The organism is Bradyrhizobium sp. Unk1 (assembly GCF_059512345.1).
On record NZ_JCAMOP010000002.1, the window covers coordinates 267,034 to 282,533 of the forward strand.

Sequence of the window (15,500 nt, forward strand, 5' to 3'; positions counted from 1 at the left end):
TTCGGCCGGTCTGGACCTAACCGAGTGCCGACTTCCGAAATTGTGAAGGGTTTAGGATGCCGGCCGCAGCCATGACGGCACGGTATATTCGTGCGGCAGGCGTCCGAAAGCCACTAGCGGAGGAGCGGAAGTCAAAAGGCCTAGATGGCCCCCCTTTGATTACCACTTCAGGCCAGCCCGACGATGCGCTCAATGCCTTCAACCACAAGCTTTGCTTCATTTCGAGTTACCGGCCGGCCTGTATGGACCGCGTCGTTTCTTATCTTTGTCCACTCGGACAACTGACCATAGTCGAAGTTGGCTAAGCCTTGCTCTCTTGCGAGGTCCAACAGCTGACGCATCGACATCGGCCTTCGCACCGCTTCGCGCGGAGCCTTGTTCACTCGCTGGCGTAGCTCCGTTTCGAGCAGCGTCATTGCCGAGATCACTGCCGCGCGATATTCCTTAGCTTCAAGAAGCCGCCTCGGTTCTTGACGCTGCGCAAGTCCCATCTGATCGGCCAAGTGCTGCAAGTGACGCGCAAGGTCCTGGACAAAAGAACTTTCTTCGCTCAGATCTGCTGGACGCTGAAAAACGAGGTGTCCAAGTGTAGGGATCGGCACCTGCCCGAACTCCGTTACCACTGGAAGTACTTCTAATCGCCGGCGATTAGGACGCGTTTCGGTTTCTTGGGAGCGCGCCATCGCCAGCCCAAGTTCGAACTGCGTGTTTGGAGAAGTGGCGTCTACTACCATTACGGCAGCGCGATCGATCAGTGTATCGATTTTCGCGCTGATGCTGTCGCCAAGATTCACCACATCGGCGGCAGTGACGGGCACGAACCCGGCAGCTTCCGCGAGCGGAAACACATTTTCTCGATAAAAAGGCAGCACATCTAGTGGCGTTGCGAACAAGCAAAGCCGCGTCATGGCGTCACGTGGGAGTAGGAACTGCTCCAGCGGCCTTTCCTCGGTAGCCTTTAGGGTCGGGCCCGCATGCTCCCGGCGATATTCGCGCAGTTCGGCGAAAGCTTCAGCGAGAACGATGCCGTAACGCTCGCGCGTGCCCGGTAAATTGACGACCTTGACCCCGCGGCGCTCAAAGCGTGCGATGTCGCCCGGCTTGGCTCCGACCATGATGGCGTAGGCCATGCGGCGGGCCTTGCCAAGGCGGCTTCCCACCACGGACCAGATTTGTCGAAAGTCCGGGTCTTCAAGACTATACCCGATAAACACCGCGGTTTTCGTGATGAGCAGGTTGGAGAGGTAGGTTGCAATCAGCGGATAGTTGGAAAGAAAGCCATCGTAATCGGCCTCGGTCACCACAAGCCGTTTGGGATGCCGTACATCTCCGTGCAACTTGAGCAGCAACGTGCCCGTTGCACCAAAGTTAATGGAGAGCTGGTCCTCATCCACCACGGGGTGAACTGTCCGGTTGTCGTGCCGTTCTAGGTCATATTGCTTCTCCAGTAAGAAGTCGAAATTCGTTGTGCAGACAATATCGAACGGAAGGCTGCAGAACTCCTTATGTGCGGGACCCGGTTGGACGCGATCGAGATGCAATAGTTCGGCGAGCCGTTCGATTAGTCGAGCCCGACCAAATTCGTGTTCGTAGGCCGAGATACCATCGAGGACGCTTGTTGGGGAATAGTCCTGTATCTCGTCAGCGAAAGCCTTACCAAGCTCATGCCACAACGGCATCTTAACAGGCGGCGGCAGCTTTGCATTGAGCGACATGCCCGCGCCTATGACGGGTAGCCAACGGCCGTTCACAAGGTCTTCCAAAACGGGCTTGGGGAAATGAGCGAGATACTTGGGTGCCACGCTTGACTCAGGGTTTATGGCTGTAGGGAAGGCATCCCATAAGGCGATAAACCCGGACTCTAATCAAGAGCCGAGGCGGGCAACACTGACTTACCTAGGTCCGTTCGCCGGGTCATGGTGCGTAACCCCGAGCAGTACGCACACACCCGCGGATCGGAAGTTCGATGCCCCTGTTGGGCCGAAAGCCGAAGCCGCCGACTGTGCAACCAACGTCAGCTTTCCGGATCGGACCGGACCAAAGCTAGATCTAGTCTGTCGGTTGCTTGATCGCAAACCAGGGCCACAGCGGGTCCCTCCTTGACCACACCCCCATACGGCACAAACGCGCCCCAGAAACTCTCCAGCCGTAAAATCTCGAATCTGGGTTGACACGGTTGACAGGTTGACACGTCTCAAAACCGCTGGCTTACGAGGGCCGGCCCATCGACTGTCTTGGATACCGCGATATCAGCTTGGCCCTAAGCGCTGGAGACGCATGATGCCAGGGAGCGTGCGCCGCGCAGCGGCCGAGACCATCCGTACTGTCTTCTCGAAGAAGTACAGTTCGCTGTCCAGCGATACCGACCTCGCGAGCAGAGAAAGTTACAGGGCTCTAGAAACATAAGCTTTCGTATTCATCGGCCGATAGATCGGCTCCGATTTCCCAAGAAAGCCAAGTCCGGGAAGCCCCCTCAATCGTTGATCGCTTCGCAACCAAGCAACTTGCCGTAAATGAACCAATTGTTTCCGATAACACCTCTTATCGGAAGCAACCGGCCCGTGCGTTCGCCGAGCAAAGAACGGTAGCGGGCAGCATCCCGACGGTCATCCAACCGCGGCTGCACGACAGTAGCGAATGGCTTGCACCGCACAACTATTCGCAATCAATCGAAACCCTTGCGTTTTATTGGCGCAGCTCACGCTGCACCGACGTTGCCCTGATACCTTTCGGAGATAAGGGTTTTGCAAGCAAGCCCACATCTTTTAGATTCGCTGGTCGCATACGGTGCAGAATCGTGTCGACACTAAAGCCCCAACTTGCATCGCGTGGTATTGACGGATCAGACTCAAAGAGGAAGCAATGTGCTCTAAATAGTAAAGACGTGCAGTGCTTCAGAGTGACAATCGGAACGAAACCGTAAAAATCTACCCGGTTCACATCATACTTCTTTATCTCCGGCAGTAAGTCGTAACCCTCAGCATTGTCTATGATAACAGCTCCTCCATCACTTAAATGGTTTAATGCGAACTCGATCGCGCGATCTCTTGGCCTTCCGTCGATGATTATGACGTCATAGAACGCAGAGCGCAGTCGCTCCTCAACAAGCTGCACAACTACGTCATCGGAGTATTTTTCTGCGTCGAAGAAAACAAGCTCAACATTCTGAAGAGATGCTGCTCGCAGGTATTCGGCCCAGTCAGCATCCATCTCGACGGTCGTTACCGATAGTGCCCGCGCGGCCCACCAAAAAGTCGATCCTCCCCCGCCAAATTCAAGAACTCGCTTGCCAGAGAAGTTGCGTGCACTAAGAAATTGGATTGAAGGGTACGTGTACCACGGGAGCGGATTCCCGGCGCCATCGCAGGGCAACATCGTAAAGCAGCTCCGCCAGTGTCCTTCACATACGGAGAACCTTACAGGCGCGGCAACCATCGACACGAGCGACCGCGCAATGCGCCATAGGGCGAACAGAATTCTATTCGGCACTCGGAACACAGCCATTGTTTTGACCATCGAGACCAAAAGGCGCCAGCTTGAAATGCAATAGCTTTTGGCAAGTGCGAAGGCTGGCTGCACTTCCGACAAATTGCAAGGTCTCTTTGCTTGCCGTCATAGCGCCCCCAAACTGACGATCCCTCACCTGAGGGCGCAACTACAACTAGACGGACCAACAAATTTCTGGTTACCTATCCTGATATTTACACTCGCGAAGCAAATTGGAGGTTGAATGGCTCCATCGATATTTGTTTCCGACACAGGCCAATCGACAGGTTTCGACGGCGCTGAGGGGCTCGCTTCGTTAGATGAGCTCAGACATGCATTCCATACTTTTGGATTTACTAAGGGACGCGCTTGCCTCAACCGCCGAGACCTGCGCGACCTGATTTCTTCGGCCGATGCTTTCCTTCGACACGCCTCCCCTGGGAGGATTGGTCGTCAGATAATCTCCCGCTTCGGCGACGATCCAGCCAATCTGGGTTGGAAAGTAAACAATCTTTGGGAGACAAATACCGATTTCTACAACGTCGCTGCCGACCCCACAATTCTATCAGAAGTCGCTCGAATCTCGGGCGCTAACGAGATCAGGCTTTGGCGTGACCAGTTGCTTCTGAAAGGTGTAGGCCCTTCGTCCGATGTCAAATGGCATCAAGATGCTTATTGGTGGTCCGTGCTGTCCCCGGCCACTCAAGTCACCGCATGGATAGCCTTGGATTCGGTCTCAACACTCAATGGATGCTTGAGCATGATTCCCGAGTCTCATACTTGGGGTCTGCAAACTACCCCAATTGACGAGGTCAACTCGACGGGAGTGCTGCCGGCGAAAGACGGGAAATACTTAGTCGCTCACGACATTGCGCTGGAAGCAGGTGAAATACATTACCATCATTGTTTGACGTGGCATTCGTCTTGTCCGAATCATTCGGCCTCGGTGCGGCGTGCTTATGCCGTGCACTACATGATCGACGACACTTTTCTCGTCCCTTCCAGCGAACATCCAATTAGAGACACCATCACTGTAGATGAGCACGGTCGAATATCAGGGGACGGATTTCCGCTACTGTGGTCTCGAGATCAAAGATAGGGCTCTTCCTTCAGAATGTCCTTTCCAGGATGCAGGCATCCCCGCATGACTTACCGCTCTGCAGATCAATCAAAGCCGAGCATTCTAATTTGTAAATGTGGAGCCGCGGGGGACGTTCTTCGAACCACTCCTTTGCTCGAAGGCTTGGGCGGTGCCGACGTCGATTGGCTCGTCAATCCAAGGCACGCTTCCCTCCTTAAGGGCTGCCGAGCGAGAGTGCTGACTAGCTTAACCGAACTTGATCGTAAACGGCGCTACGATGTCGTTCTATCGTTGGAGGAAAGCCCCGATATAGTGGGGCCGCTCCTCAACCGCATTCGGTTCAGTGAACTAGTTGGGACATATCTCACTGCATCTGGCCGCTTGCGCTACACGGATTCCGCAGGCGTTTGGTTCGATATGAGTCTTATCAGTCGCCTCGGGACGAAGGTTGCAAACAAGCTCAAGTTTGAAAATCGCAGAACCTATCAAGACTCGCTTTTCGCGATGATGGGAATCCAATACTCTGGAGAGCGCTACCTCGAAGTGGAGTGCTTGAAGGCTCCTCGCACTCACAGGGTGCTTTTGGCCCCAAGGTCCGGCGCTCGATGGCCAAGCAAGCAGTGGGCGTTCTACGAAGAACTGGCGGATCGGCTAAAACATACTGTTCAGGTAGATTGGTTGGGCCTTGAGCCTACGTACACCCAGCTCGCAAGTCGCATTGCAAACTGCTCGGCCGTAGTAGCAAACGACAGCCTGCCACTTCATATTTGCCTTAGTTTGTCGATACCTGTGTGCGGGCTCTTCACCTGCACCTCACCTTGGGAAATCCACGGATACGGATTGCTCACCAAAGTTACTTCCACACGCTTGGGTGATTACTACTATTCTACGAAGTATCACGCAGAAGCGACACAGGCCATCTCGGTCGAAGAGGTGATGGAAGCGCTGACCTGCCTTCCGCAAAACCTAGGCTGCAACGCTATGAACAGCGAGACATAGGTGATGACGGCCGCAAACATGTTCGAAAGCGATCTCCTCATATCCTGCTTTGGGGATGACACAGGAGGAGGCCTGTTCACCTATTCGAATGGTAACTTGCGAGCAATTGACTATCTTCGGAGTGGCGGCATCGCGGCATCCAGAATCCGACTTCGCCGCGTGCTCTCCCGCAAAACATCATCGGGTAAGACATGTCGCATCCTGACGTATTTCGCAGATAGCATGCAGTGCTCGGACGAGCTAACGGGAGTTGTCGATCCTCACGATATCCTTGAGGAGGGCGATGACATATTGATCGTATCGACCGGCACGAACGAAATTGTTAGAATTACGCCGGACGGGATGGTTTCGTGCCATTGGAGATCCACAGGAACGGGAAACTCATGGCACATCAATTGTCTTGGACGGATTGATGGGCGCCTCGTCGTTTGTGCTTTCGGCAGGTTTGCTGCACATCGCGAGTGGAGCGAGCATATGAACGACGGATCGGGACTCGTCCATGATATAGAACGCGGGGTAGACCTGGTGACTGGACTGTGCTGCCCTCACAGTCCGACCATCGTCGGGAACCATCTACTGATCTGCAATTCGGCACGCCACGAACTGATAGCGTTTGATCTTTCGACGTTTGCAGTGTGCCGAAGCCTTAACGTTGGCGGATGGACGAGAGGCCTTGCGTTCGACGGTGAGCATGTCTTTGTCGGCATCAGCTCTCCTAGGGCCTACCCCGGCGCCGTCGATCATGCGCGCGTATTGGTTTTGGACCGAGAGCACTGGAACATTCTGGCATCGGTGGACCTTCCATGCAGAGAAATATACGCGCTATCAGTCGTTCCGCGAACCTCTGGGAGGAAGCCAGACTGGTGGCTTAACAGGTTGGCTGCCGAATGATTCAGCCTTGCTCAGTCTATTTTGCGGCTCCCTTCGGCGGCAACAGTGCTGAACCGACTGCGGACTTCTCGTACTCGAATAGAGAGGTCTATATAAGGCATTTGCTCTGTGGCTACCTAGCGTGCCAGCCGAACGGATTAATCTTAGATAGGGAGCGTTACGGAAAGCCGCGCATTGTCTCTCCCAATTCAAGCATAGCTTTCAACGTATCGCATTCGGGTTCAATGACTGCGCTTGCAATCATGAACGCCAAGTACCTCGGGATTGACATTGAAAAGCAGAGATGGATCTCAAATCTCTCGGAAGTTTCAGAGTTTGCTCTAACTCCAGACGAACAGGCCTTTCTTGAAAAGGCGCCGCCTTTGAAGCGGCAATCTCTCTTCATCGCCGCCTGGGTACGAAAAGAGGCGTGTCTCAAGGCCTTGGGGTTGGGTTTACAGGGTGGTTTGCGCCAGATGCCTGTTGCATCGACGAACCACTGGTTGAACAAGACTACGCATTCCCGTTGTGCAATTCCGTTATTTGTCAGCGGATTTACGTACTGTTCTTTCCACGGCGCTATCGCCGCAGAGCGGCCAGTACTTCCACAATGGGTGTCGATGCATGGCCACGGGCCACTGTCGCCGCGTCGTATAGCAACCGAGGCCAGGGACTTATGATCCTAGACAAGTCGACCACCTTTGAACTTCGAATTTCGGCCAATTTTAGCCTGGGATTGATTGCCGAAGCGCTTGACTTCCTACTTGAGAAAGCTGGCGTCTCGTCCCTCGTGCGAGCGCTCGAGGCAGATCAAGCGCTTCCTCACGTCAGTCGACTTGCGAGCAACGGGGCCGCCCCTGGAAAGCTCGATATCTTTGTTCTAGATATCGAGACTTGGCTAAACTCCGAGGAACCCACGGCGGGTTCGCTTGGCGATATGATCAACGTTTTCATCAACACTCTCGAAATTGCGCTCGCGGGTGGTGCTGAGGCCGTTGTTGTCATCACCCCACCCTCTATGACTCATACAGATGAGGCTAATCGAATCATAGATTATGCCATAACGGCGCTGACAAAATTAGCCGAGGCGAACACACAATTGGCGCTGATTGATCTGCAAAAGATCAATCAAGCCTATACGCTTGGCGAGATGCGCACAACGCATCGGGAAGTAGCTCCAACTCTACCTTTCACTGATGAATTTCAAGCGTCAGTCGGGGCACTGCTAGCACGACACGTCTACCTTCGATACGGTCACAGATATAAGGTTATTATTGTCGATTGCGACAATACTCTCTGGTCTGGCGAGTGCGCTTCGCCCGACGGAGTAACACTGAGCGAAGCGAACCTTTTGCTTCAAACAAAACTGTGCGCGCTCTTCACTCAGGGATTTCTTATCTGCCTTTCCAGCAAAAATGAAGCCACGGATGTGATGGCATGCATCCGAAATACAGACGGAATGCTGATCTCCGAAAGCCATATTACAGACTACGAAATTGGATGGTCAGCGAAATCTGAAAGCGTCGACGCTCTCGCTAGACGACTTGACCTCGCACCGGATACTTTCATTTTTATCGATGATGATACCTTTGAATGCGCAGAAGTCGCTTTCCATCACCCATCAGTAGTGGTCGTGCCGTTTGTAAGTGAACCCGCCGAACTTGGGCGGTATTTGGAAAACCTCTGGCCTCTCGATAAGCAACCAGGCACCATTGAGGATTCGATTAGAGCCTCTTGGTATCGAACAGAGAGGGCACGACAATCCCATGCGAAAACGACGGATTTGGACACATTCCTTTGTGCGATAGGCCTGTCTGTAGATATACGTAATGCCACACGGCAAGATCTACCGCGTCTAGTCGAGCTGACGTATCGAACAAACCAGTGGAACAATCTGGCACGCGGCCAGCCGCCGGCGATCCTCACGAACTACATTGCCGCAGAACATTTATACAGCATCCGCGTTCGCGATCGTTATGCCGACTACGGAATTGTTGGGATACTAGGTTGCTCACTTCGTGATTCCACGCTTGTGGTGGATATTCTGTGCCTGAGCTGTCGAGCTCTCGGCAAACGAGTAGAGTACTCTATCCTTAGGCATCTTGTTACGTTAGCTGATCGGTACCGTTGTTTCTATATCGCGATTGCGGTGCAAGCCACGGAGCGTAACGTTATTATGCGACAGGCGCTGTCAGCATGCGGATTCGCAACTTTACACGGCGAATCGTCAGATACCGTTCTTCAAGCACACACGTCTGCACTTCAATCGCTACTAGAACAACGACCATACGGGGCCCGAATAAAGTCGGATTTTGAGCACTCGATTGCAGAACTCTCGCACGAACATTCACATGCCGCGCCTGCGGCCTCGACTCACCGAGAATTGGCAGATATTGCCATCTACTACAGCCACACGGATCAGCTTTTGAAAGCACTGCTTGCGCGGCGAACAAGTCAGTCGCAACAGATCAGGCCAATATTACAGCCTCGAACTCCTACCGAAGCTGAGGTCCTGCGGATCTGGCAATCCGTTCTACCGTTTCAGGAGATCAGCATTGACGATGACTTTTTTGACCTCCAAGCGGATTCCCTGCGCGCCGTCCAGATCCTTGCCCGCGTAAAGCGTCGCTTGGCAGTCGAACTTCCGATCGACTATCTTTTCGAAAAGGTCTTCAGTATTGCCACGATAGCGGAAGCCGTGGACTTAGCGATCATCTCTAACGCAGATCCATCCGTGTTAGAGCAGGAACTGGCACTGATTAACACACTGTCTGACGATGACGTTTTGAGCGAAATAAAGCCGACGATCGAATGACGGGGGATGTAAGTGGCTATTGTTCTTATGTCGACGTTCGGTTCATATGGCAACACCGCGCCATTCTTGCGACTGGGTACCCAACTTTGCGAGCGCGGCCATCAAGTTCATCTGTGGACTAATTATCCACTCCCTCGATTAAGTTCAGATCTGAAAGTTCATTTGATCGGGCAGTCAAATGACTACAAGCGATTTGCTGACGACGCTGATTTGCTCAATCGATTTAACACTCTTCCGGAAATGTTTCGGAGGCACTACTTGCCCGCAGTTCCGGACGAATTTTCCGAGATGGAGAAGCTGGTTCATGCAGGGCGTACTATTGTCATTGCAAACGATGCGCCGGGAATAACCGCCCGCTTACTTGCGGAAAAACATCAGCTTCCCTTGACGTCTGTGTTCACGTATCCGAACCAGCTTACCTCTGCTTCATTAATCGGCGACCTTCTCGGAAGCGCCCTTCGTAAAGAGACCAGCACCCTAAGAATCCAACTTGGTCTAGGAGAAGAGTTTGACTCTCAGTCTTGGTGGAACCTTCCTAATCGTTACCTAGCTCTTTGGCCTGTTTGGTTCAGGCGCAATCAAATTCCAATTGGGTCAAAGATCTCCTTCCCGGGATTCTTCTATTTTGATTCAACGCACGAAATTCCAGAGGACTGCCGTCAATTCCTGAATCATCCAGATCCATGCGTCCTAATCACGGGAGGGAGCGCCAAATTTAGGACAGACGACTTTTTTCGGATTGCGATTGAGGCCACCCGAGCGGCCAAGCTCCGAGCTATCGTCGTCACGCCTGAATCGGTACCAGTGAGCTCAAATATTTTATGGAAGGACCATGTTCCGTCTCTCACCAGTCTACTCGCGAAAACAAGCGCCGTAGTTCATCACGGAGGCATGGGCACCGTCGGACAGGCAATAAAGGCTGCTATTCCACAGCTCATCTTGGCCGACGGAGGCGATCGACCCGGGAACGGATTGATCGTTGAACACCTTGGTTTGGGGCGCGCGCTTTCTCGCGCCGAGATGGACATCAAAGCACTAGGAAGCATACTTCTCAGTTTGGTGAACTCGCCACAGACGCGGGCCCGATGCCTAGAAGCTTCAAACCGAATTGATGAAGCTGAAGGCCTGGAGACAACTTGCGTTGCGCTCGAACGCTTGGCCGACCGCGCTCACTTGCTTGAGAGCTGCGTGTTCACTCGCGATTCTGAAGCGAAGCAGCGGGCCCCCGCGAATGCCGCCATATCGCAAACCGTATCTGCAATGTCTCCAGAGCGCAGGTATTTGCTTGCTCAGGCCCTTAAGTCTCGACGCAAATAGATCCAAATGTCACCTGAAACGATCTTGATGATCCATTACGGTGCTTACCTCAAACCGCTTGGCGGCGGATCAAGGGCGGATCGCTTCATCCTTGAATACCTGGCAAGGCGAGGCTTCAGCTGTGTTGTAGTGACTCCTGCATCTCATAGAGGCTTCGTTCAAGATCTCCAGCTTGCGCCTGACGAAGACACGGGAGTGGCAAAGAGCTTCGTCGCGGGCGTTGACGTTCATGTCGTCTATGAGAATTCAGAAGCGGATTATATCAAACACACTAGGCTTATGAGCCACATTGGCGATTTGATCGCTCATTCCCCTAGGTGGATATTTGTAACAGGCACTGACCGAGGCCATTGGATACTAAAGTCGATCATAAAACGCGCCAACAATCGAAATGTGGTTTACATTCCAAGGTCTACTAGTGAGCTCCCGATGGGACCGCGCGCCTTCATTGAGGATCGCACAGCCGTGAGAGCAATGGGGCAGGCACACAAGATCTTCTGCGCGAGCCAGTACATGGCCAACTATATTCGAGCGTGGAGCGGCCTTAATGCGGAACCACTTGCCATTCCTGCCTTTGGCGATCCGCCGTTTCCCGACTTGCGCGGCGTAGGACGATTCATCACGTTGATAAACCCATGCTCGATAAAAGGAATTGATATTTTCCTAGGGCTAGCAAAGCTTCATCGCAAATGGAAGTTTGCTGCAGTGCCAACTTGGGGTACCACGGATCACGACATTTTCCGCCTTAGAGAGCATCCAAACATCGTCGAACTGGGAGCCACTCCAGATATAGACGCGATCTTCCAACAGACGCGCATTCTTTTGGTGCCGTCTCTTTGGGACGAGGCTTTTGGAATGATCGTCGTCGAAGCCATGCTGCGGGGCATACCCGTCCTTGCTAGCAATGTCGGGGGCCTTCCTGAAGCTAAATTAGACATACCTTACCTTCTTCCCGTGAAGCCATTGACTTCCTACAACGGCATTGACCGCACTACGCGAACTCCTCTTGCAGTTATTCCGGAGCAGGACATTCAACCATGGAGCGCAGCACTATCCCGTCTGATGTGCGACATAGCTCATTACGATCATATTTCTGACACCTCACGTATGGCCGCTCTTTCATACACAAGCTCCTTGGGAATGCAGCAAATAGACGAACTCGTCGCGGAGGCAGCCTCAGCGGTTCAACGCGATCCGGCACCCTCCTCGAACTGGGAGCAGTTGAGCGCTTTGCGACGCTCCGCGCTGGTCCAGCGCCTGCGCGCTCGCACGTCGAATTCCACAACTCAAACTTAGTGAGGAGCTCAAGGTGCAGCTGGACTGCCTGCTATTGGTACCTCCGTTTTGGGATCCAGTATGTGTGCCGTTGGGACCGGCATCCATCAATGCGTATGTAAAGCAGTACGGCTTCAATAGTGACATCTTCGATTTCAATACAATTCCCGAAATCTACAACCTTCAACGTAGCTATTTCGCGGAACTTAAGAAGCAGTTTCCTCGATGGTCCATCCTCAACGCGGAACGGAACGCGACGGAGATTCTTGCTCTTCATCAGTTGCTATATCTTAAGGCTCGACATCACAGCTCCTACAGGGAAATGTGCGGCCTAGTTCTCAACATTGCTGGCGAACCAACAGGTCGCCTCCGATTTGAACCGCGTTCGTTTGACCGCATTTTTCAGACCCTTTTCGATAGAGTAGCGAATGCATTGCGGCTTCAGCTGGAAACAAGGCGTCCAGCTCTGCTCGGCATATCTCTGTACAATTCTACGTGGCCGAGCACGTGTTTCATTGCGGAGCTTGCAAAGCAGATCTGCCCTGATGTTCGTATCATTGTTGGCGGCCCTGGTCCCATCATGGGCATATCGTCGCGACCTAGCGATGTTTTGCATTTCATGACAGCAAACCCGGACATCGATCACTATGTTCTGGGCGAAGGTGAGCGAGCGCTCCTTCGAATTCTTGAAGATTCTTCGTTGCCTCGTGGCGCTGTACTCAATGCAGCGTCAGAAACTAAGCGCTTAAGTCTTCACGAGCTTCCGGATCCTGACTATGGAAGCTTGATCGTGGACGACTACCTCAATCTCTCAATCGCAACTTCGCGCGGCTGTCCCTATGAATGTTCGTTCTGCGCCGAGACTGTCTACTGGCAGGGATTTCGGTCTGTTAAGCGATCAACTTTGCTGTCGAGATTCGATAGGTTGGCCGAGAAGTACGATCGAAGGTCTTTCTATATTTGCGATTCGTTGAGCAACCAAGCGATCGGACCACTCGCTGATGCTAGCATTCGCGAAGGACGTCGGTATGAAATTGATTGCTATCTGCGGGCGGATGGGTCTTGTAGTGAACCGAGAGCAGCTAAGCGATGGAGCGCCGGAGGCCTGAAGCGAGCTAGACTAGGGCTTGAATCGGCCAGTCAACGCATCCTTGATGATATGGTTAAACAGACCGATGTTGGGAAAATGACGCGAGCGCTAGAATCTCTCGCGTCAGCTGGTGTGCGGACAAGCACACTATGGATCGTTGGATATCCTGGCGAGACCGAGTCTGAGTTCAGCGATACTTTGCACTTTATCGAGGAAAATAGTCGATATATTTATCAGGCCGATGCCTGGATATTTCAATACTCCCCGAGCGGATTAGCGGGCTCGAAGATTCTCGACAGTGTCGGCACACGGCCACGGTACACAAGTGAGCTAGACAGCGCGTTCGGAATCCAGTTTCGAGCTTTGTCAAACGATCTAGCTCCGGGGGAGCGCTTTGACCGGCTCGAAAGATTCGTTCGGAAGATGAGGCAACTCAAGATCCCCAATCCTTACTCGCTTTTTGAGCTGCGCGGCGCTGAAAGGCGATGGTCCGAATTAGCCCGGCGATAGGCAGGCGAGAAGTTGGCGTCCAGATGTTACGCAGTGATCTACTTGAACGCATCGCCGCCGAAGGCGGTGTATTTGAGGTAATAGGTGGCGGCTTCGGCGATAGCTGGGCTGCGGCAAGCTTTTTGTTGCGACTTAGCGAGATGACGCAACGGCCTTCACTAATAGCCGGAGATGTAGAACGCATTCTCTTGATTGCCCCTTTTCTTAAATCGTCGGGCTCGATTGAAGAAACAGCGAGTGCTGCCAACATACTTATCGGCTTGCCGAGACCTCTAACCAATCAACGCAATGTAGTTCAGGTGCTCAGCTGGGCAGAACTGTTCTGTGAAACCTACTTGCGAACCCATAGGACTTGGGTACCCAACTCCGACGGCATCGTATGTGTTCACTTCACGCCAGCAAACCCTGGGGCCACGTCCTGCCCGGAGCATCATATAGAGACGGCATCCATCGCGTTGGCTTCAGCTGGTTATCGTGTGATAACCTTGGGTCCTCATTTTTCCATTTCAGAGAATATCGAAATTGCCGCGTCGTCCGAAATGTTTGTTGGGATAGACAGCGGCTTGTCTCATTTGGCACACAGCGTCGGCACGCCGATGCACCTTATAAGGAATCTACTCGCCACGCATCACGTTCGCACGACACATCGCAATAAGCACTATTGGATCTACAAAGACCTTCTCAAATTCATCGGGTCGGCTGCTGCTGCTGCGTTTGCCGCGCCCGCACGTGGAGATATATGAGACGCTACGAAATCTGAACTCTTGCACTTGACTCCTAGCGATTGTGCCTCGTGAAAGGAATAGCTCGCACACATCGAACACGCTTTGACTGATCGCGCCTTGAAAGAGGAGAACACGATAGTGAGCACTCGACCACAGGCCAAGTCTATGGACGCCGTTTCCAGTATAGTCATTCTTAAAGTGGATCACATTGGCGATTTCCTTCTAGCGCTGGAACCGCTCAGAGCGCTTCGCAATGCGTCGCCTCGTGCAATCTTAACTCTAGTGTGCGCTAGTGCAAATTTATCGCTTGCTAAGGCCTGCGGATTGTTCGATTCAATCATAGAGTTCAACTTCTTTCTTTCCGGCAAGACGGACCCATCTGAAGGGCGCCACGTCCCGTTTTCCGAGATACGAAAGGTCATTGATCAAAAGTTCGATTTGGCAATCGACCTTCGACATGATCAAGATACTCGACCCCTCCTCGAATTTCTTGATGCCAAATTTAAGGTTGGATACGAGGCCGCCAATCTGAAGACTCCGTTGGATCTCGCCCTACCACTAGTAGAGCATTCGCCTTTGTTTATCAGAGGCGGCCTCAGGCTACACGCCGAGACGCGATTGAAGTTGCTTGTCGCTGCGACCGTCGATACCTTTTTTGGCAGCAAGAATGAAGTTCTTTATCGATTGATCGAGCAGGGAAATACGCCAAGTCCATTTGGCGGCCGACCGTATTTTGTCCTCGCGCCTGGTAGCGGCAACAGGCTCAAGAATTGGGAGGTTCACAAGTATGCTTTGCTAGGCCTCCGGCTCTGCCGCGAACTCGATATGCGCGCATTGATCGTCGGCGGATCGACGGAAGAGGTCGAGGGAAAGATAATATCTGCGTGCCTGCCATCAGGCTACTCGGTCAATCTGACCAATCGAGTTGATCTAGTCGACTTGCCTGGGTTGATTCATGAATCCAGTTTGTTCGTCGGGAATGATAGCGGCGCTACACACTTAGCGGCTGCAATCGGTAGACCTACGGTTTGTATATTCTCGGGCGTCGCAGACGCGCAGGTATGGCATCCGAGGGGGCCCTTTGTTGAAATTGTGACGAGGAACCCGTCTTGCTCTCCTTGTTATCTTTCCAACGAGAGCCAGTGTCATCATCGGCAGGCTTGCATCAAGGACATTTCAATCGAAATGGTGCTCCAGGCCGTCAACAAGTTGGCGCTTCGCACATCATCAATCAGGTCCAGGCGCTAGCGATTGTTTGTCCCCGACAGGCAGCTTCTCTGATATTTTTCCTGAAATTACAATCATAAATTGTGTACCTTTTGCCTCTGATAA

General features: G+C 52.8%; 12 protein-coding genes. 10 read left to right on the forward strand and 2 right to left on the reverse strand.

The window, feature by feature from the left end; genetic code table 11:
* Window positions 1-167: 167 nt before the first annotated feature.
* A complete protein-coding gene (locus tag AC5ZFO_RS03355; RefSeq protein ID WP_496121351.1) occupies window positions 168-1,802 on the reverse strand; it encodes an SIR2 family NAD-dependent protein deacylase in 1,635 nt (544 codons plus the stop codon).
* Window positions 1,803-2,685: 883 nt separating this feature from the next.
* Complete coding sequence (locus tag AC5ZFO_RS03360) at window positions 2,686-3,210, reverse strand: hypothetical protein (RefSeq protein ID WP_496121353.1); 525 nt, start codon at window positions 3,208-3,210, stop codon at window positions 2,686-2,688.
* A 520-nt stretch (window positions 3,211-3,730) separates the two neighbouring features.
* Between AC5ZFO_RS03360 and AC5ZFO_RS03365 the strand changes: the two genes are divergently transcribed.
* From AC5ZFO_RS03365 to AC5ZFO_RS03410, 10 genes are all read left to right on the forward strand, one after another.
* Window positions 3,731-4,585 carry a phytanoyl-CoA dioxygenase family protein gene (locus AC5ZFO_RS03365; protein ID WP_496121355.1) on the forward strand — a complete coding sequence of 285 codons (855 nt, stop codon included), beginning with the start codon at window positions 3,731-3,733 and terminating at the stop codon, window positions 4,583-4,585.
* A 489-nt stretch (window positions 4,586-5,074) separates the two neighbouring features.
* Entirely contained in the window at window positions 5,075-5,566 is a 492-nt protein-coding gene (locus tag AC5ZFO_RS03370) for a glycosyltransferase family 9 protein (protein WP_496121458.1), read from the forward strand.
* Window positions 5,567-5,788: 222 nt separating this feature from the next.
* Entirely contained in the window at window positions 5,789-6,457 is a 669-nt protein-coding gene (locus tag AC5ZFO_RS03375) for a DUF4915 domain-containing protein (protein ID WP_496121460.1), read from the forward strand.
* 224 nt (window positions 6,458-6,681) lie between these two features.
* The gene (locus AC5ZFO_RS03380) at window positions 6,682-7,116 is read left to right on the forward strand and encodes a 4'-phosphopantetheinyl transferase superfamily protein (RefSeq protein ID WP_496121357.1); all 435 of its coding nucleotides are present in this window, start codon (window positions 6,682-6,684) and stop codon (window positions 7,114-7,116) included.
* Window positions 7,113-9,251, forward strand: coding sequence for an HAD-IIIC family phosphatase (locus AC5ZFO_RS03385; RefSeq protein ID WP_496121358.1), 2,139 nt, complete (start codon window positions 7,113-7,115; stop codon window positions 9,249-9,251). Before AC5ZFO_RS03380 ends, AC5ZFO_RS03385 begins: the two co-directional genes overlap by 4 nt.
* Before the next feature lie 12 nt (window positions 9,252-9,263).
* Entirely contained in the window at window positions 9,264-10,568 is a 1,305-nt protein-coding gene (locus AC5ZFO_RS03390) for a glycosyltransferase (protein WP_496121359.1), read from the forward strand.
* 513 nt (window positions 10,569-11,081) lie between these two features.
* The gene (locus AC5ZFO_RS03395) at window positions 11,082-11,864 is read left to right on the forward strand and encodes a glycosyltransferase (protein ID WP_496121360.1); all 783 of its coding nucleotides are present in this window, start codon (window positions 11,082-11,084) and stop codon (window positions 11,862-11,864) included.
* Between the two features lie 13 nt (window positions 11,865-11,877).
* On the forward strand, window positions 11,878-13,443 hold the full coding sequence (locus AC5ZFO_RS03400) for a B12-binding domain-containing radical SAM protein (protein ID WP_496121362.1): 1,566 nt from the start codon (window positions 11,878-11,880) through the stop codon (window positions 13,441-13,443).
* Between the two features lie 23 nt (window positions 13,444-13,466).
* Window positions 13,467-14,186, forward strand: coding sequence for a glycosyltransferase family 9 protein (locus tag AC5ZFO_RS03405; protein ID WP_496121364.1), 720 nt, complete (start codon window positions 13,467-13,469; stop codon window positions 14,184-14,186).
* Window positions 14,187-14,333: 147 nt separating this feature from the next.
* The gene (locus AC5ZFO_RS03410) at window positions 14,334-15,416 is read left to right on the forward strand and encodes a glycosyltransferase family 9 protein (RefSeq protein WP_496121365.1); all 1,083 of its coding nucleotides are present in this window, start codon (window positions 14,334-14,336) and stop codon (window positions 15,414-15,416) included.
* Window positions 15,417-15,500 lie beyond the last annotated feature (84 nt).